At 55.1% G+C, this 23,385-nt stretch carries 20 protein-coding genes; 10 read left to right on the top strand and 10 right to left on the bottom strand.

All coding sequences use genetic code 11. The features are described 5' to 3' along the window. Positions 1-76 precede the first annotated feature (76 nt). Both ON072_RS06940 and ON072_RS06945 read left to right on the top strand, forming a co-directional pair. Positions 77-2,674, top strand: coding sequence for a putative bifunctional diguanylate cyclase/phosphodiesterase (locus ON072_RS06940; protein WP_109247328.1), 2,598 nt, complete (start codon positions 77-79; stop codon positions 2,672-2,674). Between the two features lie 26 nt (positions 2,675-2,700). Continuing rightward, positions 2,701-3,504, top strand: a complete 804-nt coding sequence (locus tag ON072_RS06945) for an SDR family oxidoreductase (RefSeq protein ID WP_261752666.1) — start codon at positions 2,701-2,703, stop codon at positions 3,502-3,504. Positions 3,505-3,546: 42 nt separating this feature from the next. On the opposite strand, the gene ON072_RS06950 is transcribed toward ON072_RS06945, so the two are convergent. Both ON072_RS06950 and ON072_RS06955 read right to left on the bottom strand, forming a co-directional pair. Beyond that, positions 3,547-3,771, bottom strand: a complete 225-nt coding sequence (locus tag ON072_RS06950) for a hypothetical protein (RefSeq protein ID WP_025009248.1) — start codon at positions 3,769-3,771, stop codon at positions 3,547-3,549. 74 nt (positions 3,772-3,845) lie between these two features. Further along, positions 3,846-5,489: a methyl-accepting chemotaxis protein gene (locus ON072_RS06955; RefSeq protein WP_232786106.1), complete on the bottom strand. Its 1,644-nt coding sequence runs from the start codon at positions 5,487-5,489 to the stop codon at positions 3,846-3,848. A gap of 339 nt (positions 5,490-5,828) precedes the next feature. On the opposite strand from ON072_RS06955, the gene uvrD reads away from it, so the two are divergent. From uvrD to torT, 5 genes are all read left to right on the top strand, one after another. Then, a complete protein-coding gene (gene uvrD, locus ON072_RS06960; RefSeq protein ID WP_025886801.1) occupies positions 5,829-7,994 on the top strand; it encodes a DNA helicase II in 2,166 nt (721 codons plus the stop codon). 102 nt (positions 7,995-8,096) lie between these two features. Continuing rightward, positions 8,097-8,957, top strand: coding sequence for a 4-hydroxybenzoate octaprenyltransferase (gene ubiA / locus ON072_RS06965; RefSeq protein ID WP_028779581.1), 861 nt, complete (start codon positions 8,097-8,099; stop codon positions 8,955-8,957). 149 nt (positions 8,958-9,106) lie between these two features. Next, positions 9,107-10,147: an NAD(P)H-dependent flavin oxidoreductase gene (locus tag ON072_RS06970; protein WP_044733575.1), complete on the top strand. Its 1,041-nt coding sequence runs from the start codon at positions 9,107-9,109 to the stop codon at positions 10,145-10,147. 139 nt (positions 10,148-10,286) lie between these two features. Beyond that, positions 10,287-10,715 (top strand): hypothetical protein, encoded by a 429-nt coding sequence (locus ON072_RS06975; RefSeq protein WP_025009251.1) that lies wholly within the window; start codon positions 10,287-10,289, stop codon positions 10,713-10,715. A 155-nt stretch (positions 10,716-10,870) separates the two neighbouring features. Further along, positions 10,871-11,893 (top strand): TMAO reductase system periplasmic protein TorT, encoded by a 1,023-nt coding sequence (torT, locus tag ON072_RS06980; protein ID WP_044733576.1) that lies wholly within the window; start codon positions 10,871-10,873, stop codon positions 11,891-11,893. On the opposite strand, the gene ON072_RS06985 is transcribed toward torT, so the two are convergent. From ON072_RS06985 to argS, 5 genes are all read right to left on the bottom strand, one after another. Then, positions 11,877-12,449, bottom strand: a complete 573-nt coding sequence (locus ON072_RS06985) for a nucleoside triphosphate pyrophosphohydrolase family protein (RefSeq protein ID WP_144131802.1) — start codon at positions 12,447-12,449, stop codon at positions 11,877-11,879. The genes torT and ON072_RS06985 overlap by 17 nt on opposite strands. A gap of 108 nt (positions 12,450-12,557) precedes the next feature. Then, the gene (hslU, locus tag ON072_RS06990; RefSeq protein ID WP_261752665.1) at positions 12,558-13,883 is read right to left on the bottom strand and encodes an HslU--HslV peptidase ATPase subunit; all 1,326 of its coding nucleotides are present in this window, start codon (positions 13,881-13,883) and stop codon (positions 12,558-12,560) included. Between the two features lie 21 nt (positions 13,884-13,904). Then, on the bottom strand, positions 13,905-14,429 hold the full coding sequence (gene hslV, locus ON072_RS06995) for an ATP-dependent protease subunit HslV (RefSeq protein ID WP_025009255.1): 525 nt from the start codon (positions 14,427-14,429) through the stop codon (positions 13,905-13,907). A gap of 224 nt (positions 14,430-14,653) precedes the next feature. Then, positions 14,654-15,223 carry an SPOR domain-containing protein gene (locus ON072_RS07000; protein ID WP_101060253.1) on the bottom strand — a complete coding sequence of 190 codons (570 nt, stop codon included), beginning with the start codon at positions 15,221-15,223 and terminating at the stop codon, positions 14,654-14,656. Between the two features lie 3 nt (positions 15,224-15,226). Continuing rightward, positions 15,227-16,972 (bottom strand): arginine--tRNA ligase, encoded by a 1,746-nt coding sequence (argS, locus tag ON072_RS07005; protein ID WP_071237106.1) that lies wholly within the window; start codon positions 16,970-16,972, stop codon positions 15,227-15,229. A 281-nt stretch (positions 16,973-17,253) separates the two neighbouring features. Here argS and ON072_RS07010 point away from each other — a divergent pair, with 281 nt between their 5' ends. Next, positions 17,254-17,931: a DedA family protein gene (locus tag ON072_RS07010; protein WP_025886808.1), complete on the top strand. Its 678-nt coding sequence runs from the start codon at positions 17,254-17,256 to the stop codon at positions 17,929-17,931. A 54-nt stretch (positions 17,932-17,985) separates the two neighbouring features. On the opposite strand, the gene priA is transcribed toward ON072_RS07010, so the two are convergent. Continuing rightward, the gene (priA, locus tag ON072_RS07015; RefSeq protein WP_261752664.1) at positions 17,986-20,181 is read right to left on the bottom strand and encodes a primosomal protein N'; all 2,196 of its coding nucleotides are present in this window, start codon (positions 20,179-20,181) and stop codon (positions 17,986-17,988) included. 213 nt (positions 20,182-20,394) lie between these two features. Here priA and ON072_RS07020 point away from each other — a divergent pair, with 213 nt between their 5' ends. Together ON072_RS07020 and rpmE are read left to right on the top strand one after the other, a co-directional pair. Continuing rightward, the gene (locus tag ON072_RS07020; protein WP_261752663.1) at positions 20,395-21,276 is read left to right on the top strand and encodes a FimV/HubP family polar landmark protein; all 882 of its coding nucleotides are present in this window, start codon (positions 20,395-20,397) and stop codon (positions 21,274-21,276) included. A gap of 124 nt (positions 21,277-21,400) precedes the next feature. Continuing rightward, positions 21,401-21,613 (top strand): 50S ribosomal protein L31, encoded by a 213-nt coding sequence (gene rpmE / locus ON072_RS07025; protein ID WP_025009259.1) that lies wholly within the window; start codon positions 21,401-21,403, stop codon positions 21,611-21,613. Positions 21,614-21,781: 168 nt separating this feature from the next. On the opposite strand, the gene ON072_RS07030 is transcribed toward rpmE, so the two are convergent. After that, entirely contained in the window at positions 21,782-22,579 is a 798-nt protein-coding gene (locus tag ON072_RS07030) for a Crp/Fnr family transcriptional regulator (RefSeq protein ID WP_144133955.1), read from the bottom strand. 143 nt (positions 22,580-22,722) lie between these two features. Then, entirely contained in the window at positions 22,723-23,373 is a 651-nt protein-coding gene (locus ON072_RS07035) for a TorD/DmsD family molecular chaperone (protein WP_144128751.1), read from the bottom strand. Positions 23,374-23,385 lie beyond the last annotated feature (12 nt).

Genomic DNA, 23,385 nt, shown 5'->3' on the forward strand with positions numbered 1-23,385 from the left:
GGACGTTAAATGAGGTATGTTGCCTGCCGGAGTCCGGCCATTCTTGGTATCCGGTAACAATCAGCCGTGGTTTAAGATGCACATTGGCAAAAAAATAGGCGTATTTATCCTGGGGTTTTGTATTCCTGCCCTGCTTGCGGTCGCCTACAGTTTGAATTTTTGGTTTGAATACAGTCTGGGTCAGTTCCGGCAGCAAACGCTGGAGCATGAGTATGTCGGAATTGAGCAGCAGTTTACCCGTGAGTCCCGGCGCCTGTTACAACTGGCGCGCCTCTATGTTCCCATTCTTCAAACGCCGGGCGAGTCGCTGCTGAAAGGTTGGCTGGAGGGGTTGCAGTCTTCCAATATCAGTTTGTTTCATCTGCATCAGGGTAAGGTGACGGCGCTGGCAGACGGCAAGACCCGGGTGTCCGGGCAGATAATCCCTCCCGCCGGACTCTTCTCCACCCTGGACAAGGAAGCCTTTGGCGCCGTGATAGTCAATGAGCAACCTTTGCAGCTGGGGTTCTATCGTTTCGATGATGACGAAGCTCTGATAGTCACTCGTTTACTGACCCCTGCGCACCTGCAGAGCCTGGGACAGGCTGACCTTATCCATTCCGTGGCGCTGGCACCGCTGCAACAGCAGGTGAGCCCGGGGCAACATCTTAAGCTGGCCAGTCAAATCCAAGTACCCACCCTTATTGGGCCTGTGCTGGCGCTGCAGGTTAAACAACAAAGAGACGCCTTCGAGCGGCTGGAATGGCAAAGCCTGTTGGTTGTCATGCTGCTATTGCTAGGCGGCATGCTGATGGTGGCCGCCGGTTATCTCTGGCTGCGACGCGGCTTGCTGAAACCTTTCGACCGTTTGATGACAGAGCTGAAGGAGATAGATCCCAGCGCCAGACGCTATACCCATGTCAGCGGCAGCGGCGGCGCCGAGTTCAAGGTGTTGGCCGACAGGATCAATAACCTGTTGCTGCGGATTTTTCAGCAGAAAGAGCGTTCCCGAATCACCCTGGAATCCATTGCCGAAGCCGTGATCCTCACCAACAATAAGGCCAGAGTTATCTATCTCAATCCTCAGGCGGAATCCCTGCTCGGGCTGCGCAGTCAACAGGCTTTGGGGCGGACTCTGGATACCCTGCTCAAGAGCGATAATCAACTGGACGAAGAACTGCTCAACTTTATGTCCAGCGGCAGCCGGGTTCCCGAATACAGCAAGGTCACTCTGCAGATGCAGCAGCCGAGAATCATGGAGCGGGCGGTCAGCAACCTCTGCAATCACAAGGGCCAGGTGATAGGCGTGGTGACTGTGCTGCGGGACATTACCCAGGAGGAAACCCTCAAACAGCAACTGAGGTTGAAGGCCAGTGTCGATGGTATTACCGGGCTTTACAACCGCAGCGCCTTTGAAGAGCGGCTGCCGGGGTACGCCGAAGGCGCCGAGACCCTGGCACTCTGTTATCTGGATCTGGAGCAGTTCAAGCTTATCAATGACAACTGCGGCCATGACGCCGGCGATCAGATGCTGGTCATGGTTGCCAGAGCCATAGAGTCCTGTCTGCAGGGTGACGAGATGTTGGCCAGACTCGGTGGTGATGAATTTGGCTTGGCTATCCGTAACCGCAGTGCTCTGGAAGTTGCCAGGTTCTTAAAGCAGGTGGTGAGGCAGGTTTGTCTGCAGATCTTGCCCTGTGGCGGCGCCCATTACCGAGTCGGGGTCAGCTGTGGCGTGGCCTTCCATAGAGGCCCTTGCTCTGCGCCCGCCGAGCTGCTCAAGGATGCCGATATCGCTTGTCTGGCGGCCAAGCGCAAGGGCAGTAGTCAAATTCACTTCTTCGATGATCGCAACAAAGAGCTGGCCAATGAACGCAATGCCCCCAAGTGGGCGGTGCGTATTGCCAGAGCCATAGAGGATAAAGAGCTGCTGCTCTATTTCCAGCCGATTAAAGGACTCAACGGCTGCTGTCGCCGTCAAAGGCTGGAGATCTTGCTGCGGATCCGCGACAACAGTGGTCGTATTCTGCCTCCGGCACAGTTTATTGCGGCGGCGGAGCGGTTCAAGTTGATGCCGGAAGTCGATAGGGAAGTGATCCGCAAGGCGTTCCTCTGGCTATCCGAGCATCCTCAGCTATGGCCGGAGATCTGTATCTCCATCAACCTTTCGGGAAACAGCCTGGGCAGTGAAGGTATGCTGGATTACATCGCCGAGATGCAGGGACGCTATGGCATTCCCAGCTCCTGTGTCTGCTTTGAGATCACAGAGACCAGTGCTATTCAGAACCGAACCCGGGCGATGGAGATGCTCAACCAATTGCGCCGCTTGGGATTTGCCTTTGCTCTGGACGACTTTGGCAGTGGCTTTGCTTCATACGGCTACCTGCGGGAGCTGCCGGTGGATTATGTGAAGATAGATGGCTGCTTTGTCCGGCATCTGGCGACCAATGCCAGGGATTATGCGATAGTCAAATCGATTCACGATGTGTGCCGGGTCATGGGCATAGAGACAGTGGCTGAGTTTGTCGAAAACCAGGAGATCATGGATAAGCTGCTGGAGATAGGGGTCGACTATGCCCAGGGGTACGCCATTGGGCGCCCCAAACCTCTGGAGCAGTTTTTGCAATGGGAGAAGCGCCATGAGCGCCGGCAGCAGGGATTGCACTTGCAGGAGGAGTATGCGAGCTTAGCCTGATAACTTCGACTGACAATGGACTGCAGATGGAAGGACTTGCTTATAAGGTCATAGTGATTACCGGCGCCTCGGAAGGTATTGGGCGGGCGCTCGCTCTGGCACTGGCGCCGCTTGGCGGACAACTGGTACTCAGTGCCCGCAATGAATCCAGGTTGCGTACCCTGGCGATGGAGGTCGAGTCGGTTGGCGGTGCGCCACTGGTGGTTTGTAGTGATGTCGGGCGACAACAGGACTGTGAAGCCTTGATAGCCACGGTTATCGAACGTTTCGGCCGGCTGGATATACTGATCAACAATGCCGGCATGACCATGTGGAGCCGCTTCGATGAACTCAAGCAACTGGACATTCTTGAACAGCTGATGCGGGTCAATTATTTGGGACCGGCCTGGCTGACCCATGCAGCATTGCCGCATCTGAAGGCTTCCCAAGGGCAAGTGGTGGTGGTGGCTTCCGTGGCCGGTCTGACCGGGGTGCCAACCCGCAGTGGTTATGCCGCCTCCAAACATGCTGTTGTGGGCTTTTTTGATTCACTGCGAATCGAGTTGGCCGAGGACAATGTTGCTGTGACCGTGATATGTCCTGACTTTGTGGTCTCCGAGATCCACCGGCGGGCGCTGGATGGAGAGGGTAAACCGCTCGGAACTTCTCCCATGGCAGAGAGCAAGATCATGACCGCCGAAGAATGCGCGCAGATGATGCTGCCGGTCATAGCCGGGCGGGGGCGAATGTTGATTACCTCCTGGCGTGGTCGTCTGGGGCGTTTTGTCCGCCTTATCGCTCCAGCCTGGGTGGATAATCTTGCCCGTAAGGCAATAGCGTCCGGGCACTAGCCCAAGAATAAATAAGCCTCCGCGTGGGAGGCTTATTTAAGATTACTTTTTGTCGTTGAGGTGCTGGACTATGGTGGCCTTCGCCTCCTCATGGCTGGCCTTGGCGGCTTTGGCCTGAATATGGGCCGTTGCCTTGTGGCCGGTTATATCCTCGGCGATATGCAGCCAATCCGGATGCCAGTAAAACTGGCTGCCTTCCAGTGTCGACCAGTTGTGCACCCCATGAGTTTCACCGTTATATACCAAGTCTTTGATTGAATATCCCATAGTCAGTCTCTCCAAGTTGGAATGGTATTATCATGCGGCCGTCGTGGCCGCATGAGTGTGACGAAGATCTCATTTTAGGTGCGGAAACGGCTGATCAAATGCGCCAGGTTGTGGGCCAACTGACTCAGCTCCTGGCTGGATTGAGACACATGCCCCGTCCCCATGGACACCTTGGAGGCGGCATCACTGATATTGGTGATGTTGACCCCCAACTCACCGGTAACCGCTGTTTGCTGCTCGGTGGCACTGGCCACCTGAATCGCCATGTCGTTGATGATGCCGATAGCGGCACTGATCCTTTCAATCGCATCGCTGGCCTCATTGGCGCAGCGAACACTGCCTTGCATCCGCTCGCGGCTCTTTTGCATCACTTCGTTGGCGTGCAGAGCTCTTTGCTGCAGCTGTTCTATGGTGCCTTTGATTTCCAGCGCCGAGCTTTGGGTACGGCTGGCGAGTGTGCGCACTTCATCGGCCACCACGGCAAAGCCTCTTCCTGCCTCACCGGCCCGGGCGGCTTCGATGGCGGCGTTGAGGGCCAATAAATTGGTCTGCTCTGTTATCTGGGCGATCACTTCCAGCACCATGGCAATGGAATCTGAGTCTTTTTGCAACTGGCCTATCACTTCGCTGGCGGCGGTGATTTCTGCATCCGAGCTTTGAATGGTATCCAGTGTCTGCAGCACCACTTGTTGGCCCTCTGTGGTGGCCAGCACCCCTTGGTTGGCCTGATCGGCGGTTTGGGTGGTGTTGCGGGAGATATCGGCAATCGAGCTCTGCAGCTCTGTCATGGCGGTAGCCACCTGATCGACCTCAGAGCGCTGTTGCTGCATCTCTTCGGCGGCTTCGGCGGCGACTGTAGTCATCTCTTCCACGGCGGCGGCCAGTTGCACCGAGGCCGCGCCTATCTGGGAAATCATCTCATGCAGAGTGTTACGCATCTGTCCCAGGGTTTCGGCCAGGTGTTTGAACTCGCTGCTGCTGAATTTTTCCATCGGAATTTCGGTTGCGAGATCGCCAGAGGCTATCTGCTCCAGCACTTGGGTAGTGGCGCCAAGGGGGATAAAGATACGTCGCAGCAGGAACCAGCCGGCTCCCAATGCCAGAGTCACAAAGAGGCAGAAGACGATGACCAGACTGCTGCTGAGGGATTGAATTGCCTGTTCACTGGCGCTTCTGGCAGAGCTGACCTTATTGGTTTCCAGTTCCATCAAGGCTTTGAGTTCGGTCTCGACATTGTTGTAAATATGCCACGACTCCATGGAGGTCAGCATGTTGGCGGTGTTTTCCGGCAGGTCGCTGCTGTCTCGATCCAAAAATTGTTTATGCAGTCCCATAAAGGCTTGCAGTGGCGCATCCAGCTTGTGCAGTTGCACCAGGGTATCTTGTCCGGCACCCTGTTTCAGTTGCGCCAGCGCCGAGTTGATCGTCAGGGTCTGATCCTGCAGGTACTGACGTGACTCCTCACTCATGGGGGCATTCAGTACCCGTCTCAAGCTGTATCCCAGCTGTTCCCGTCTGAGGCCGGATACCAGTTGCAGCAAAGAGGCAGCCTGATCATTGCTGTGGTACTCCCGCTCCAGCAGGCTTATTTGGCTTTTCACCTCCTGCAGGTGATAGGCAATGGTGCCCAATGACAGGCAAAACAGCGCCAGCAGCGCGGCAAACAAGGTGATCAACAACTTGCGCAAAGAAAGATTGGAAAAGATGGCTTGGTTCACAACCCGGCTCCAAAACAAATGTATGAAATATATAGTGAATGTTTCAAGATCCTAGGTGTTTGTCCGGATGTAAACTGTGAGTTGTGGCAATTTAATAGGTAATTGTTTTAATTTTTAGTATTTTCGATTGTTTATATTGTTAAGTCATTATTTAGTAATGATTTAATATCAATGCCAAATGCAGTGTCTTGTTTGTGGTCAAAGCAGGAGGAATACAGATGGAGCCGACTCTGCTGTGCCCACTGCATCTGAGTCCAGTTCAGTCAGTAGCCTGCCAAGGCACGTAGGAGCTATGGGTCTTTCCTGCTATAATGCGCGCTCGTTTTTGTGGAGGCGCGAATGGACGTATCTTCTTTATTGGATGGCCTGAATGACAAGCAGCGTGAGGCGGTAGCCGCACCTCAATCCAGCATGCTGGTGCTCGCCGGTGCCGGCAGCGGCAAGACCCGGGTACTGACTCACAGGATTGCCTGGCTGCTGCAGGTGGAAAACCAGAGCCCATACTCCATTATGGCGGTGACCTTTACCAATAAGGCGGCCGCTGAGATGCGGGAACGGGTGGAGAAGATAGTCGGCAACCATATGGGCCGCATGTGGATCGGTACCTTCCATGGTCTGGCCCATCGTCTGCTGCGCACTCACTGGCAGGATGCCGGCCTGCCGCAAAATTTTCAGATCCTCGACTCGGATGATCAGCTCCGCCTGCTCAAGCGCATCCTCAAAAGCCTGAATCTGGATGAGAAACAGTATCCGCCGCGGATGGTGGCCGGCTATATCAACGGCAAGAAGGATGAAGGGCTAAGGCCGAAACATCTGGATGGCGGCCTCTTCCCCATGGAGCAGAAACTGGTGCAAATCTATCAGGTGTATCAGGAGTCCTGTGATCGCGCCGGGCTGGTAGACTTTGCCGAGATACTCTTGCGGGCTCACGAGCTGTTTCTCAACAAGGAACATATTCTGGCCCACTATCAGGACAGGTTCCGCAATATTCTGGTGGATGAGTTTCAGGACACCAACGCCATTCAATATGCCTGGATCAGAGTATTGGCAGGCAAGAGCGCCAATGTGATGATAGTGGGCGACGACGACCAGTCCATCTATGGCTGGCGTGGCGCCCAAGTGGAAAACCTGCACAAGTTTTTACAGGACTTTCCCAATGCCGAAACTATTCGCCTGGAGCAAAACTACCGCTCCAGTGGCAATATTCTCAAGGCCTCCAACGAACTTATCGCCAACAACCCGGATCGGCTGGGTAAACAGCTATGGACCGAAGATGTCGATGGTGAGCCGATCTCAGTTTACTGTGCCTTCAATGAGATGGATGAAGCACGCTTCATCATAGGCCGCATTGGCGACTGGCAGGACAAGGGCGGCAGTCTCAGTGACTGCGCCATCCTTTATCGCAGTAATGCTCAATCACGGGTATTGGAAGAGGCCTTGCTGCACAAGGGGCTGGCCTATCGCATCTATGGCGGCTTGCGCTTCTTCGAGCGTCAGGAGATCAAGGATGCCATGGGATACCTGCGTCTGATTGCCAACCGCGACGATGACGCCGCCTTCGAGCGGGTGGTCAACACTCCCGCCAGAGGCATAGGCGATCGCACCCTGGATATTCTCAGAACCACGGCCCGGCAGCAGCAATTGACCCTGTGGCAGGCCTGCGTCCGTTTGTTGGAAGAGAAGGTCTTGGCCGGCCGCGCCGCCAATGCGGTGCGCAGCTTTATGGACTTGATAGTGCAGCTACGCAGCGACACCGAAGAGCTGCCCCTCTATCGCCAGGCGGATATAGTGATCCAGGACTCCGGGCTCAAGGCCATGTATGAGCAGGAAAAGGGCGAAAAGGCTCAGGCCAGAGTGGAAAACCTCGAGGAACTGGTCACCGCGGCGCGCACCTTCGAAGTGCCGGAAGAGCTGGTGGACATGGGTGAGTTGAATGCCTTCCTGTCCCATGCGGCGCTGGAGGCGGGAGAAGGCCAGGCCGATGCCCACACAGATGCGGTGCAGTTGATGACGCTGCACTCGGCCAAGGGGCTGGAGTTCCCGCTGGTGTTTATGGCCGGTGTTGAAGAAGGGCTGTTCCCCAGCCAGTTGTCGCTGGAAGAGGGCGATCGTTTGGAAGAAGAGCGGCGCCTGTGTTACGTGGGCATGACCCGCGCCATGCAACAGCTGTATATCACCTATGCCGAGTCACGCCGCATCTATGGCCGTGAAAACTACTCGCGGCCGTCGCGTTTTATCAAGGAGATCCCGCCTCAGTACCTGCAGGAGATCCGCCTCAAGGCGCAGGTGGCAACTCCCATGGCTAACAACAGGTTCAGCAAGTCGCAAAGCAGCTTCAACGACACGGGCTTCAATGTTGGCCAACGGGTGCTGCACCCCAAATTCGGTGAGGGGATAGTGACCAATTTTGAAGGCCAGGGAGCACAGGCCAGGGTGCAGGTGAATTTCGATGACTTCGGCAGCAAGTGGTTGGTGGTGGCCTACGCCAAGTTAACTGCTTGTTGACAGCCCGGGTAGGAAAATTCGTGTTTTGCGGTGTCAATCACACTGTTGCTGAGTCATAATGCTTGGCAAATTTAAGGCTGAGATGTGTTGGAGAGCCTACCGATGAACTTGAGGGAAAAAATTGATGTCTATGCCCGTCTGTCGCGTCTGGACAGACCCATAGGAACTTTTCTGCTGCTGTGGCCCTGTTTAATGGCGCTGTGGCTGGCGGCCGGGGGCTTACCGGATCTCAAGGTGCTGATCATCTTTATCGTAGGTGTGTTTGTGATGCGTGCCTGTGGCTGCATCATCAACGACTATGCCGACCGCGAGCTGGATACCTATGTCGAGCGCACCAGGTCCAGGCCCTTGGCCAGTGGCGAGGTCACGGTCAAAGAAGCGCTGGGCCTGTTTGTGGTCATGGGACTGTTTGCCTTTGGTTTGGTACTGTTGCTCAACCCTCTGGTGGTTAAACTCTCCCTTGTCGGCATGCTGCTGACCATTATCTATCCCTTCACCAAGCGCTACACCAATATGCCGCAGATGTTCCTCGGCATAGTCTGGAGTTGGTCGATTCCCATGGCCTATGCCGCCCAGACAGGTGAAGTGCCTGTCGAAGCCTGGTGGCTATTTGCCGCCAACTGGTTCTGGACTGTCGCCTACGACACCATGTATGCCATGGTGGACAGGGACGATGACCTCAAGGTGGGGATCAAGTCCACCGCCATTCTGTTCGGCCGTTACGACAGGCAGATCATCGGCCTGTTTCAGTTGGCGGCGCTGGCCTGCTTTATGACTGCAGGTTATGTGGCCGAGCGAGGTGCCCTCTATCTGGTGGGGCTGCTGGCCTTTATCGGCTTTGGGCTTTATCAGCAGAGGCTGATTTACGACAGACAGCGGGCTCCCTGCTTCAAGGCATTTCTCAACAACAACTGGGCGGGTATGGCCTTGTTTGTCGCCTTGGGGATGGATTACCTGCTCTGAACGACACTGAGTTTGACTGTCAACGCCGCGATTATCGCGGCGTTTTTACTGGCGCAAACAACCGCCAACCGTTAGTCTGAACAGCCGGATGATTGAACCAAGCAGCGGGAATAGCGCCGCTGAGGACTGAAGCAAGAAGGAGTCTTGGTATGTTGATAGAACAACTCTTTGGTATTGAATTGCCGCTTATTCAAGCCCCCATGGCCGGCGCCCAGGGCGTGCCGCTGGCATTGGCCGTCGCTTCCGCCGGTGCGCTTGGTTCTATTCCCTGCGCCATGTTATCCCATGACAAACTCAAGCTGGCGCTAGAGAGCTTCAGGCGCCAGAGTGACCGGCCGGTAAACCTCAACTTCTTCTGCCATAAGCCACCCGAGGAACAAGTCGAGCGTTTGCATGCCTGGCTGCAGCAACTGGCGCCCTATTACCGTGAATTCGAGGTCGAAGATCTCGGCGGTGGCGCCGAGCGGCGTCCCTTCGATGCCGAGGTTGCCGCGGTTATAGAACCCTTTCGTCCCGAAGTGGTGAGTTTTCATTTCGGGCTTCCCTCCACCGAGCTGATGCTCAGGGTCAAGAGCTGGGGCACCAAGGTGATTGCCTCGGCAACCAGCGTCGCCGAGGCCAAGTGGCTCGAATCCAGAGGCGTGGATGCCATCATAGCCCAGGGCCTGGAAGCCGGTGGTCACAGAGGCCATTTCCTCAGTGATGATTTGACCGAGCACAGTGGTACCTTTGCCCTGTTACCGCGCCTGGTACAGGCGGTGAAGGTGCCCGTGATTGCCGCCGGTGGTATTGCCGACGCCGCCGGAGTGCAGGCGGCCATGGCTTTGGGAGCGGCCGGGGTGCAGGTGGGCACGGCCTATCTCTTGTGCCCGGAGGCCGAGATCAGTGAACTGCATCGCCAAGCGCTGAAAGATCCGCAAATGAATCGCCATACGGCGCTGACCAATCTCTACAGTGGCCGTCCGGCCAGAGGCATAATGACCCGTTTGATGCGTGAGTTGGGGCCTTTGGGGCAAGCGCCGGATTTCCCATTGGCGGCCAATGCCATTGCGCCGCTGCGCGCCGCGGCAGAAGCACGCGACTGCAGTGATTTCAGCCCGCTCTGGTGTGGTCAGAATCCGGAGGGATGTCGGGAAATTCCCGCCGCCGACTTGACCCGTGAGTTGATGGCGGCCTTTATCAGGGCTTGAGCTTTTTCTGGTCTAGTGTATGTAACTGCCTGTATCATTGCGAATTAGTCACTCCTGCAACCGGCGGAGTGACCCTATCTTTAGATGGACTGCAATCAAAGCTTTGACTGCGGCGTGGAGCCGCAATAGGGAGATATAGATGAAAAAATCACTTGCTCTGGCGCTGCTGGCCCTGATGGTCAGTGCCAACGCCGCGGCCCGCGACACCATAGCCCAGTATCCGGTGCAGGAGCTGCTGCAGACCGAGAAGGCCAAAGAAGCCCTTTACGATGTGCCACTGTATTTTGCCACTCAGGCTCACCCGGAGATCAGCAAGAGCTATGGTGAGGTGATCACCAATAAAAAGACCAATGCCTTTGGCAAGTCGGATCGCGAAGCCTGTGAGTGGGTGATGTTGAGTGCGCTAAAGGCGTTGCAGGAGCGCGCCGAGCGTGAGGGGATGGACGCTGTGGTCAATATCCAGTCCTATTACAAGAAGCGTGAGTTTGCCAGCGAGACTGAATATGAGTGTGGCGCCGGTGCCATCATGGCCGGGGTGGCACTGAAAGGGACTCTAGTGAAGTTCTAACCACTTTAACTCACTGACAAAGCAGACCAGGAGGTCTGCTTTTTTTGTAGCTGAATTCTGCTTCTCTGTCGTCCCGAGTCAGTCGAATGCTCGATCAAGGCACCACTTTATGGCGATTGGTATAAGGTTAATAGAGTGACTCTCGGGAATAAAAGATGAAATATCTCCTCTGCAGTTTATTGCTGCTGGTTTTTCCTGCCACGGCAACCTGGTATCCAGTTAAGGTGCGTGCCGATGGTGAAGCGCAATTGTATAAGCCGCTGGTGCGGGCCAACAAAGCCTGGCGCCTCTGTGCTCTTTTGCCCCATGGTAAAGATCATTACTGGTGGGGTGTTGCCTGGGGCTTGGCCGAGGAAGCGGACAGGCTGGGCGTCGAGATAGGTATTTATGATGCCGGTGGCTACACTGAGGCGGAGCGGCAACTGCGCCAGCTAGATGAATGCGAGGCCCGCGGCGCCCAAGGTTATATTCTGGCGGCCGTCTCGGCGGAGCTTTTCAACGCTGAGTTGCCGAGGCTCAGGGCCAAGGACGCCAAAGTTGTGGATCTGGTCAATGGCATTAACAGCAATCAGGTAGACAGTCGCTCGTTGGTGTCTTTTGTCGATATGACTCAAGCCGCGGTGCAATATCTGTTTGCCGCCAGTGGCAGACAGGATTTCAGCCTGGCCTGGTTTCCCGGCCCTTCGGGAGCGGCTTGGGTGATGGATGCCGAACTGGGGCTAAAACAAGGGCTTAGTGGTTCCCAAGTCGAGCTGATTGAAGGCGGCTATGGTGTCACTGAAACCTTTGTGCAGGCCGACTTGGTGCGGGCGCTGACCCGGCGCTTTCAGGCCGATTATCTACTGGGCAATGCAGTGGCGGCCACTGTGGCGGCCAGAATGTTTCCCGGACGGGTGTTGGCATTTTACAGTAATCCGCAAACCATGGCCTTGGTTGAGCAGGGCAAGTTGATGGCAACGGTGACAGACTCACCTGTACTGCAGGCGAGAATTTCGGTTGATTTGGCGGTGAGGCTGCTGCAGGGCGAAAAAGTGCCTGGGCGGGTCAGTCCGGAGATCCGGGTAGTCACCCCGCAAAACATCTCTGAGCTGGATATGAGTCAGACCCTGCCCCCTGAAGGACAATGGATGACCTACAGGGAGCTGAGCAAACTCGAGGGGGCTAAACCAGACCCTTGAGGTTGGCCGGACGATAATAGACAGACTTGAGCACTTTGCCCTGGCGCACTGTCTTGCCGGTCATTTCCACATCCTTGGCGCACTTGGCTATCAGGAAATCGCCCTGACGGCTGCCGACAATTTCCACCCCTTGCTTGGCATAGTGAGCCACAGTATCCGCAAGTTCCTGCTCATTGCGGCATACCTTGCTCATGTTGCTGGCATGTACCTCATCCCAGCAGGGCTCAAAGTCGATAGCTTTGTTGGCGGCAACCTGCAGCAGCAGATCTATCAGGTAGCTGATCTCCACTCGCTCCCCAACTTGGGTGCAGCCCAAGTGTACCAAGCGGCCCATCAACACATACACGCTGTCGACTATGGCGTCGGCCTGTTCAACTTTATCACCGGCCTCGGCCAGTTCGGTAAGCTCTTCGCTGATAAGCGAGGTGTGCAGTGTGTCTGCCTTGGCATCCAGGGTGTCAGGAGAGTTGACCGGCAGGTCGAAAGTGGCGCGAAATTCCTGAATATCACGGTAGAGCTTGCTGTACAGCTCTTGAGTCAGCAGAGTCAGTTTCATAGCTTGGGTTCCAGCTTGGGCAAAGGAGAGGATGATAAAGAATGCGCGCGCCGAAGGCAAAAAAGCGCCGTAAAAAAGCCTCCCGAAGGAGGCTTTTTGAGGTGAAAATCAGAGAATGAAGCGACTCAAATCTTCATCCTGAACCAGGTTGTCCAGGTGAGCATCGACATATTCGGCATCGATAACAAACTTGCTGCCGGACTTGTCGCTGGCCTCGAAAGAGATGTCTTCCATCAGCCGCTCCATCACAGTGTGCAGACGACGGGCGCCGATGTTTTCGGTACGCTCGTTGACTTGCCAGGCGGCCTGGGCAATACGCTCGATACCGGACTCGGTAAATTCGATGCTGACTCCTTCGGTGCCCATCAAGGCCACATACTGCTCGGTGAGCGAGGCGTGGGGCTCGGTGAGGATCCGTTTGAAGTCAGAGGCGGTCAGGGCATCCAGCTCGACCCGAATCGGCAGACGGCCCTGCAGCTCGGGGATCAGATCCGATGGCTTGCTCATCTGGAAGGCACCGGAGGCGATAAACAGAATGTGGTCAGTCTTCACCATGCCGTGCTTGGTGTTGACTGTGCAGCCTTCCACCAGAGGCAATAGATCACGCTGTACCCCTTCGCGGGACACGTCCGGGCCTGAGGTTTCGCCGCGCTTACAGATTTTGTCTATCTCATCGAGGAACACTATGCCGTGTTGCTCGACCAGCTCAATGGCCTGCTCTTTGAGATCTTCCTGGTTGACCAGCTTGGCGGCTTCCTCTTCGACCAGCTGCTTGTAGGCATCCTTGATCTTGAGTTTCTTGCGCTTGCTCTGTCCCTGACCCATGTTCTGGAACAGGCTCTGCAGCTGGTTGGTCATCTCTTCCATGCCGGGAGGTGACATGATTTCGACGCCAATTTGCGGCGCCGAGACATCGATTTCGATCTCTTTGTCGTCCAACTGGCCTTCACGCAGTTTCTTACGGAACACCTGGCGGGTGTGGGACTTGTCCTCGGTTTCCTGCTCCCATTCACTCTTTGGCTTGGGCAGCAGGGCATCGAGAACCCGTTCCTCGGCGGCTTCTTCGGCGAGGGTGCGGCACTTCTTCATCTGCTGCTCGCGGGTCAGTTTGACCGCGGCGTCGGTGAGATCGCGGATGATCTGCTCTACTTCCTTACCCACATAGCCCACTTCGGTGAACTTGGTCGCTTCAACCTTGATGAAAGGCGCATTGGCCAGCTTGGCCAGACGGCGGGCGATCTCTGTCTTACCGACACCGGTTGGGCCTATCATCAGAATATTCTTCGGGGTCACTTCCTGGCGCAAGCCGGCATCCAGCTGCATGCGGCGCCAGCGGTTACGCAGGGCTACTGCGACAGAGCGTTTGGCCTTCTGTTGGCCTATGATGTGCGCGTCCAGTTCGTGGACGATTTCGCGGGGTGTCATTTCAGACATAATGCTTCCTCACGCTCGGGATCAGTAATTCAGTTCTTCTATTGTCTTGAACTGGTTGGTAAATACGCAGATATCACCGGCTATGGTCAGCGACTTCTCGGCAATATCACGGGCACCCAGTTCGGTGTTTTCCAGCAGCGCCAACGCCGCGGCCTGGGCATAGTTGCCACCAGAGCCTATGGCGATAAGATCATGCTCCGGCTGCACCACATCGCCGTTACCAGTGATGATCAGTGAGCTTTCATGATCGGCCACTACCAACATGGCTTCGAGTTTTCTCAAGGCTCTGTCGCTGCGCCAGTCTTTGGCCAGTTCGACCGCCGACTTCATCAAATGCCCCTGATGCATCTCCAGTTTGGCCTCGAAGCGTTCAAACAGGGTAAAGGCATCGGCGGTGCCACCGGCAAAACCGGCCAGTACCTTATTGTGGTACAGGCGGCGTACTTTGCGGGCATTGCCTTTCATCACAGTGTTGCCCAGAGACACTTGGCCGTCGCCGGCGACAACAACCTGATTATTACGGCGTACAGATACGATAGTGGTCACGATAGATCCTCTTCTCGGGCGGACGGCGCGTCCGTCATGGGTCAAATCCCCAGGGTCTGCTGCATGAAACGGCCCATTGGGGGCACAGCAAGGCCAACTAATGAGGTGATAGTTTTCTATATGGGGTTGGGGGCGGGAATATCAAGTGCCCGGCAGAGGCTTTCGTGCTGAAAAACAAAAAGGCTGCAAATCTTATTGTTTGCAGCCTTTAAATTGAGAGGAGTTTATTCTTCCCAGAACCAGATCATACAGCCGTTGAGACCGGCTCTTTGCAGCACGTGGCGCTGCCGCTCGGCATCGCGCTTGCTGTCATAGGGGCCGAGTACCACCTTGTACCAGACACCGCTGGTGCCTTGCACCTTGCGCACCTGGGCTTCTAGCCCCTGGAAGGCGATCACGGCTTTCATCTCGTCGGCCTGGGACTGCACCCGGAAGGAACCGCACTGCATCTGATAAGGGCGAGATGGCTTGTTGCTCTCTTCCGGCAGATCCACTTCTACCTGTTTGTTTTCCAGCTCCTTGAGGTAGGTCCACTCCTCTTTGGGCTTGGGCGGCAGGGCGTTGGGGTCTTTCTTCTGGGGCACCGGCTTAGTCTGTGGCTGAGGTTGAACCACTTCGGCCTCGGGGGCGCTGCTCTTCAGGCTCCAGAGGAAATAGCCAAAGCCGGCCACCACGGCCACTACCACCACAAGCAACAGCACAGGAAAGCCTTGCTTGGGCTGCGGTTGCTTGCGAGCGCCCCGCTTGGCAGGCTTGCGGGGCTTGGGTTTGCTATTGGCGTAATCGCGTCCCATGGATTACATGCGCTCCAGGGTCTCGATACCCAGTAGTGACAGGCCCTGCTTGAGGGTCTTGGCGGTCAACTGAGACAGCAGCAGACGGCTGTGCTTCTGGGTTTCGTTATCGGCCGCCAGCACAGGGCAGGCTTCGTAAAAGCTGGAGAAGGCACCCGCCAGTTCAAACAGATAACCACAAAGCACATGGGGTTGGCCCTTGTCGACCATACGGGCAAGGATTTCACCGAATTGGGCCAGCTTGTTGCCCAGCTCTTTTTCCTTGTCGTGTTCCAGAGCGATAACGGCATTGCTCAAATCCACACCTTCGGCCCGCTTGAAGATCCCGGCAACCCGGGTGTAGGCGTACAGCAGGTATGGCGCTGTGTTGCCTTCAAAGCTCAGCATCTGATCGAAGCTGAAGATATAGTCGCTGGCGCGGTTCTTCGACAGATCGGCGTATTTCACCGAGGCGATGCCCACTACCCGGGCGATTTCGGCCAGGGTGTCTTCGTCCATGTCGGGGTTCTTGCTGCGTACCAGCTCCAGCGCCCTGACATTGGCTTCATCGAGCAAGTCAACCAGTTTCACCACGCCGCCGCTGCGGGTCTTGAATGGGCGGCCGTCTTCACCGTTCATGGTGCCAAAGCCCATGTGTTCCAGTGTCATTTCCGGGCGCACAAAGCCTGCGGTGCGGGCCAGGCTGAACACTTGCTGGAAGTGCAGTGCCTGGCGCAGATCCACGAAGTAGAGGGCGCGATCGGCATGCAGGGTACCCGAGCGATAGCGCATGGCCGCCAGGTCTGTGGTGGCATAGAGATAGCCGCCATCGGCCTTCTGAATGATCACCGGCAGGGCTTCACCATCTTTGTTACGGAATTCTTCCTGGAATACCACCTTGGCGCCGTTACTTTCAGACAGCAAGCCTTGGGCATCCAGATCTTTGACCACCTGTTCCAGATCGTCGTTGTAAGCGCTTTCACCATGGACATCGGCGCGGGTCAGGCTGACGCCCAGGCGCTGATACACTTCATGGCAGTGGCTCAGAGAGATATCGTTGAATTCACGCCACAGCTTGTTGCAGTACTCGTCACCTGATTGCAGCTCGACCACCAGTTGACGGGCGCGGGTGGCAAACTCGGCCGACTCGTCGAAACGCAGTTTGGCAGCGCGATAGAAGCTTTCCAGATCCGACAGCTCCAGGTTGGCGTTTTCACCATTTTGTGCCCGCAGCTCTTCCATATAGGCCAGCAACATGCCGAACTGGGTACCCCAGTCACCGACGTGGTTTTGGCGGATCACCTTGTGACCGAGAAACTCCAGCGCCCGGACAACGCTGTCGCCAATGATGGTGGAGCGCAGATGGCCCACATGCATCTCTTTGGCGAGGTTAGGGGAGGAGTAGTCCACTACCACGGTTTGCGACTTGGGCAGGTTTATACCCAGATGCTCGTCGGCCAGTGCCGCCTGCAGCTGTTTGGCCAGGGCATTGTCATCAATAAAGAAGTTGATAAAGCCGGGGCCGGCTATCTCTACCTTGGCCACATGGCCGGAGGCCGGCAGATTGTCGATGATCAGTTGTGCCAGCTCCCGAGGCGGCTTGCCGGCAGCTTTGGTCAGCATCATGGCCAGGTTGGTGGCCAGATCGCCGTGACTCTTATCCTTGGTTCGGTCTACCTGAATCCTTGGCGCAGTCTCTTCGGGGATCAGCCCCTGTTGTTTCAAAGTGGCTACTGTCTGTTCAAGCAAAGATTGGATATGTGATTTCATTGGCGTTTTATCGACACTGACTGATAAAGGTTAAAAGGGGAATAACCGCACATTCTAGCGCTTTCGGCGGTAACATTGCTATCACCTGTACGGTTTTATCAGCAAATTTTGTTGTTGCCTGGGTTTGCCGCAGCCGGGTGCCTTTTAAGATCACTATTATGGATGAATCTTTGTTTAAGAATCGCTGATCTTCATTTTGGGGGAGTATGATGTCTCTCCGATCCTTCTCGGATCCAAGATTTCCCCATCGGCGCGTGCCGATAGTTTTAATGGAGATAAAGATGCTGGACTCCATCACCACAGTGTTACAGGCTATTTGGCAGCAGGATTTTACCGCGCTGCATGCTCCGGGTATCGCCCTGAGTATCTATGTTTGCATCTTCAGCTTTATCTTTCTGGAGAGCGCCTTGCTGCCGGCGGCCCCCTTGCCTTGCGACAGTGTGGTTATTCTTTCAGGTACCCTGGCGGCCATGGGGATCCTTAACCCCTTGCTGGTGTATCTGTTGCTGTTTGTAGCGGCCGCAGGCGGCAGCTATTTGGCATTTGTTCAGGGGCGGCTGCTCAATCGTCTGCCCAGGGTGCAGGGCTGGGTCTACAAGGTGCCGCCCGACAGTCTGGCGGCAGTGGATAAACTCCTTGGGCGTCATGGGCTGGTGGCGCTTTTCTGTGCCCGTTTCCTGCCGCTGGTGCGTTCGCTGCTGCCTTTGGTGATGGGCGTGCGCATGGCCTGTATCAAGACCTTCTATTTTTTTGCGGCTCTGAGTGCCTTCTTCTGGGTGGGGCTGTTGGTATCGCTGGGCTATATGATGCCGTTTCTGCCGGAGCGGATCAGCAAGCTGTTGACCATGGCGTTGATGGCGGCGCCGGTGATTACTCTGGTATTGGCGCTCGGCAGTTGGCTGACCTATAAGCTACTGCGCAAGCCGCAGGACAAGCAGGGGCCTCACGGTCAATTCTGAGCCGGATTAAAGCCGTTCAAGGGAGTTACAGCAGATCCTGCGGACTCTTATCAGTTACAGCAGATCCTGAGGATCTCGATCCAGACTCCAGCGGCAGCGCTTGGCCTCGGGCAGCTGTTCGGCCTGGGGCAACAGCTGTTCAAACACCTGTTGCAGCCTGCGTCTGTCCTTGGCCTGAGCCAACAACTGGCGCCGATACTTGCCGGCCTTGCGATCCAGCGGCGCCGGCAGTGGGCCTATCACTTCAAAATCCTTGTCCATGGGTAACATGGTGGCGAAGGCAGCCAGAAAGGCATCGGCATCCTCGGCGCGGTGGGATTCGGCGCGGATCAGCACCATATGCCAGGCCGGGGGTAACAGTGCCTGCTGGCGTTCATTGAGCTGGCTGCGGGCAAACTCGCCATAGCCTCTGTGCATAAGATCCCTGAGTAAAGGGTTGTCGCTCTGATGGGTCTGTAGCAGCACAGTGCCCGGCTTGCTGGCTCGGCCGGCGCGACCGGCTACCTGGGTATAGAGCTGGCCGAAGCGCTCAGGGGCCCGAAAGTCCGCGCTGAACAGGGCGCCATCTACATCGAGCAGCCCCACCAGGGTGACATCGGGAAAGTGATGTCCCTTGGCCAGCATCTGGGTGCCCACCAATATCTTGTATTCGCCGCGATGAATGGCGCTTAAGTGCTGTTCCAGCGAGCCTTTGCGGCTGGTGGTATCCCGGTCGATTCGCACCACGGGATACTCGGGAAACTCCTTGCTGAGCGCCGCCTCCAATTGCTCCGTGCCTATACCCTGACCCTGCAACATGGTGCTGCCGCAGTTGTGGCACTGGCGTGGAATTGCATACTGGTTGCCGCAGTGGTGGCAGCGAATTTCGCCGAGGGATTGGTGCAGGGTGAAAAACGCATCACAGCGATCGCACTCGTGCAGATGGCCACATTCGTGGCACAGCAGGGCAGGGGCAAAGCCGCGGCGATTGAGAAACAGCAACACCTGGTTGCCGGCCTGCAGATGCAGGCGCATCTCGTTCAGCAGCGGTTGTGACATGCCCGCCTGCAGGGGTTGGTTGCGGATATCGATCAGTCCCTGGCGCACCTTGAGGGCATTGCCGGCCCGCTCTCCCAATTGCAGATGCTGATAGCGGCCGCTGAGGGCGTTTTGCAGGCTCTCCAGCGACGGTGTCGCGCTGCCCAGCAGTACAGGAACCTGCTCCAGATGGCCGCGCATGACGGCCAGATCCCGGGCGTGATAACCCACGCCTTCCTGCTGTTTGAAACTGCTGTCGTGTTCCTCATCGAGAATGATGATCCCGGGCCAGGCCATGGGAGTGAACAGCGCCGAGCGGGTGCCGATTATGATGGCCGCCTCGCCGCTGCGGGCCAGGCGCCAGGCGTCGAGGCGCTGCTTGTCGGTCAGGCCGGAATGGATCACGGCAACCGTGACTTTGAATCTGCGTTTGAACCTGTTGATGGTTTGCGGCGTCAGGCCAATTTCCGGCACCAGGATCAGCGCCTGCTTGCCAGCCTTGAGTATGGTTTCCAGTACCGCCAGATAGACCTCTGTCTTGCCTGAGCCTGTGATCCCTTCAAGCAAGCTGCACTGATAGCCGCTCTGGGCATTGAGGCTGGCGACCGCCACGGCTTGCTCCGGGTTGAGCCTGTGAGCTTCTTCTCCCAGTTCAAGCTGTTGCCGCCATTCAAGATTGGCGCTGACTGACCGCTCTCGTTGCTCGGCCCAGCCCTTGTCCAGCAGCCCCTTGATGGCACTCTTGCTCAGCTCCAGCGCATTGACCTCTTCAGTGGTCAGTTCCCCCTGTTTGAGCTGTTGCAGCAGTTTGCGTTGGGCGGGAGCGCGTTTCAGCGACTCCAGCGTGGCCTCCTGGCCCGCACTGGTCAGACACAGATAACTGATTTTCTCCGGCGCGGCATCGGCACCCTTGCGTAGCGCCACCGGCAGGGCCTGGGTCAACATCTGCCCCTGGCTGCAGAAATAGTATCTGGCGGCCCAGAGGGTCAGTTGGTACAGCGCAGGTGGCAGCAATGGCGCGCTGTCCAGCACTTGATATACCGGCTTGAGTTGTTTGGGCTCGAGTTCGCACTCATCACTCAGGCCTGTCACCAGGCCTATGAGTTGCTGGCGGCCAAAGGGCACGCGCACCCGCATTCCCGGCTCGAGTGGCCAGGGGCAAGCTTTGGGCATCAGGTAACTGAAGTTCTGCCGCATGGGAACGGGAAGGGCAACTTCTACAAACTGCGGCATAGTCAGAGTTTTCGCAAATAATCACGGCACATGTTGCCCGTCAGTTTACTCAGGCTAGAATGAGAGAACCAGTCCCGGAAACAAAAAGCCGCAAAAACCGCAGCTTGAACGTGCTGACTTAACGAATCCAAACCAGAGAACCTAAGCCGGATAACCTAAACTGGGTAACTACAAATCAAATTAGAGAGGATATGGATGAGAGCGGGTTTACTGATGCTTGTACTCATGTTGCTAACGTCTGTTGCCAGAGCAGAAACCGCCCATGTCAGTATCAATCAAAGAATGTTTGAACTCGGGCATCTGCCGCTGATCAAGGTCAATGTGGTGGCCGACAGTGAGGATATGACCCGGCTTGAGTTTATTGTCAGGCAGCAAGGTGCGGCGGAAAAACTCATGGTGCAGCCCATAAACCGTTACATGGTGCTGCTGCTGGGGATAGATGAAGTGACCGACAAGCAGGCTGAATTACTGGTGCGGGAATACCGAATCAATCGCTGGCATGAACTCAAACGCTTGCCCTTGTTCGATACCTCAGTGCCTGTGGCGCTGCGCTCCAACCGGGCAAGAGTCTTTGCCGAGCAGATGCCGACTGAGTCACCGCAGGTTGCCGTGTCAACCCAAGCTATAGAAAACAAGGCCATAGAAAACAAAACGATAGAGGCCAGAGCTGTGCAAGCCACAGCAGTATCAAGCAAAGTCGTGCCACCGCCAGCCGTTCAAGCTCAAAGAGTTAAAGATGTCGCCGGTCAACCCCAGAGTGAGCCTCAAAGCCTTGGTGTGCCCTCGGCATCTCAAGCGGTTGCAGCGCCTGGCCCTCAGGTGAAGGCTCTGCCAATTGATAGTCGTGAGCCGGGATGCATGCTGGATTTCGATGGTACAGAAACCCTTTGGCGGGTGGCCAGCCGTTATGCACAGAACAGCCATACCCACGTCTATGGCGCCATGCTGGCCATTTTTGACGCCAATCCCAAGGCCTTCAGTCGCGGTAATATTCGCAACCTTCGCAGTGATGCAAAGTTGTACTGCCCCAGTAGTAGCTTGCTGGAGTCCTATGGAGATAAGACGGCCGCCAAAGAAAAGTTCGAGCAGATGTAGTCGCCTACTTGTCAGCGCTGGGTAGATACTGTACTATTCTGCGCCCTGAACTTTTGATATTAACCGCATGTGGTGTCCGACTTCGGGTTGGAAGAGCGACATGGCCTTAACTTGAGGTAACCCAATGAAACCAGGTATCCATCCTGAATACGCAGAAATCACTGCAACTTGTACTTGTGGCAACGTCATCAAAGTAAACTCTACTGCAGGTAAAGCTCTGCACTTGGACGTTTGCGGTGCATGTCACCCTTTCTACACTGGTACTCAGAAAGTTGTTGATACCGGTGGTCGTATCGACAAGTTCAACAAGCGTTTCGGTATGCTGGGCAAAAAATAATTGCCACTGCAACCAATCGAAAAGGCGTCCATGGGACGCCTTTTTTGTTGCTTTTACACCGTCCTGAATATTCCTCATGGGGCTATGAATTCAGTCCGAAACCGAGTTGTTCTCAGGCTATATAGATTATTATCTGCCATGAATCATATGGCGGCATGGGGCAACAGATTAATATCTGTTGTTGGTACTTATCATATTTTGCGGCTTGAACTTTTGCATATTGTTCGACTGACAGCCTCTGGCATCTTCCCTACCCAATGGGCAGGGGGATAAGTCGCTGAAAATATCGATATTAACGCATAGTTTATTACTTACCCGTTTAAGCAAGTCTTGCTTCTTTAATTGACCAAACATGAGGTCCAACTTAATAGTACTGATATGCAATATGTCGGCAATTTCGTCACGGGTTAATTTAAGATCTATGGTTAACCAATTTTTATCAAAGGGAACTTGAAGCACAACCAATATATCAAATAAGAACTTGATCAGTTTGTCTTCCGGTGATGAGGTCAGCAAGAAAATGGCCAATCCGGTCTGGCGTTCTGTATAATAGGCGGCGTCATACATGAACTGCATAAACAGGTCGATATCTTCTGTCACCAGCTTTTTTATCAGTTTCTTATCTATAGTGATGATTTTGCTGTCTCTGGCAGCAAGAATATTCTTACAACAAGTGCAGCCCTCATCCAGCAACAGATGATAGTCGGTCAGTCGCCCTGGGAATATGGCATTTAAAAATTTTGGCCGGGTAAAGTCATTGGTTCTTTTGGAGTAGAAAATCAGACCGCTTTCGAGATAGATAAAGTTGTTCAATAATAGATTTTTATTTAACTGCTCACCTTTTTTTAATTTCTGTGGTGCGCCATTGGCATAGAAAAATTCGGCAATGCGATCATTGACTCCGCCGGGAAAGAACAGCGTCGATTTCTTTTTTTCATCTGCTCCAAGTGAGATTGCAGTCAACATTATTCGCACCCAAAATATAACCTTTGTAAGAATTGTAACATGGCTTCGGTTGGACAAATGTGGTGTCGATCCGTAAAACCAGGTTAACTTATGCCATTATGTTTTCTATATATCTACTTATATCCATATTTAACATATTGATTTCAGGCGTCGCTTTCATCGAGCTCATTACTCACGGCTTGCAGATAACGAAAATACTCGCTGGCCAATAGTGATAAACCTAGATAATAGCCTGTTTGAGCATGTTCTTCCGCTAGTGACAGGCAGCGCTGCACCCAAGGTTGGACATGGTCAGTCAATAGCCTTTGCAATATTGGTGAATACTGTTCTCGATTATCTGTCGCCATTTTGTCCAGCAGGTAGGCGATGACAACGCAGATCAGTCCCAGATGGTCGACCGGCTCGTTGCGATCGAAATGGATCTGCAACCCATGCTGTTGATAAAAAGTCAGTAAATCTAGGGTGGAAGAGCCATTCAACAAACCTGAAGCAGACTGATAAACCGAGCCCCAGGGCGGCGCAACCGGAGTCCCGGGGCCGTTGAATAACTGGCCATAATCCAATTGCAGTGCAATCAGTTGCTCACGGCTTCCATCCCAGTGCTTGAGATAGTCGCTCAACTTGTTCAAAGCCAAAGATTCGCGTTGGCTGTGAGTCAGCCTGGGCCACTGCGTGGCGATATCGCTCAGCGTAAAGTGTTCAACCAGCTCTGCCGTGGGCAGATCCAACAACACCTTATGCAATACGTTGGCGATACTCTGCAAACAGAGAAGTGTATCGGTTGAGATAGCCATAAAACTCCAAAG

The organism is Shewanella sp. K8 (assembly GCF_028823715.1).
GTDB lineage: Bacteria > Pseudomonadota > Gammaproteobacteria > Enterobacterales > Shewanellaceae > Shewanella > Shewanella algae.

Bases quoted from the DNA above. Each gene is read 5' to 3' on its own strand.
- ON072_RS07030 (WP_144133955.1), bottom strand. From the start codon at position 22,579: ATGTTGACTGCAATCTCACTTGGAGCAGATGAAAAAAAGAAATCGACG.
- ON072_RS06950 (WP_025009248.1), bottom strand. From the start codon at position 3,771: ATGGGATATTCAATCAAAGACTTGGTATATAACGGTGAAACTCATGGG.
- ON072_RS07035 (WP_144128751.1), bottom strand. From the start codon at position 23,373: ATGGCTATCTCAACCGATACACTTCTCTGTTTGCAGAGTATCGCCAAC.
- ON072_RS06975 (WP_025009251.1), top strand. From the start codon at position 10,287: ATGAAAAAATCACTTGCTCTGGCGCTGCTGGCCCTGATGGTCAGTGCC.
- ON072_RS06940 (WP_109247328.1), top strand. From the start codon at position 77: ATGCACATTGGCAAAAAAATAGGCGTATTTATCCTGGGGTTTTGTATT.
- uvrD (WP_025886801.1), top strand. From the start codon at position 5,829: ATGGACGTATCTTCTTTATTGGATGGCCTGAATGACAAGCAGCGTGAG.
- ON072_RS06970 (WP_044733575.1), top strand. From the start codon at position 9,107: ATGTTGATAGAACAACTCTTTGGTATTGAATTGCCGCTTATTCAAGCC.
- argS (WP_071237106.1), bottom strand. From the start codon at position 16,972: ATGAAATCACATATCCAATCTTTGCTTGAACAGACAGTAGCCACTTTG.
- hslU (WP_261752665.1), bottom strand. From the start codon at position 13,883: ATGTCTGAAATGACACCCCGCGAAATCGTCCACGAACTGGACGCGCAC.
- ON072_RS06985 (WP_144131802.1), bottom strand. From the start codon at position 12,449: ATGAAACTGACTCTGCTGACTCAAGAGCTGTACAGCAAGCTCTACCGT.
- ON072_RS07010 (WP_025886808.1), top strand. From the start codon at position 17,254: ATGCTGGACTCCATCACCACAGTGTTACAGGCTATTTGGCAGCAGGAT.
- ON072_RS07000 (WP_101060253.1), bottom strand. From the start codon at position 15,223: ATGGGACGCGATTACGCCAATAGCAAACCCAAGCCCCGCAAGCCTGCC.
- rpmE (WP_025009259.1), top strand. From the start codon at position 21,401: ATGAAACCAGGTATCCATCCTGAATACGCAGAAATCACTGCAACTTGT.
- torT (WP_044733576.1), top strand. From the start codon at position 10,871: ATGAAATATCTCCTCTGCAGTTTATTGCTGCTGGTTTTTCCTGCCACG.
- priA (WP_261752664.1), bottom strand. From the start codon at position 20,181: ATGCCGCAGTTTGTAGAAGTTGCCCTTCCCGTTCCCATGCGGCAGAAC.
- ON072_RS06945 (WP_261752666.1), top strand. From the start codon at position 2,701: ATGGAAGGACTTGCTTATAAGGTCATAGTGATTACCGGCGCCTCGGAA.
- ON072_RS07020 (WP_261752663.1), top strand. From the start codon at position 20,395: ATGCTTGTACTCATGTTGCTAACGTCTGTTGCCAGAGCAGAAACCGCC.
- ubiA (WP_028779581.1), top strand. From the start codon at position 8,097: ATGAACTTGAGGGAAAAAATTGATGTCTATGCCCGTCTGTCGCGTCTG.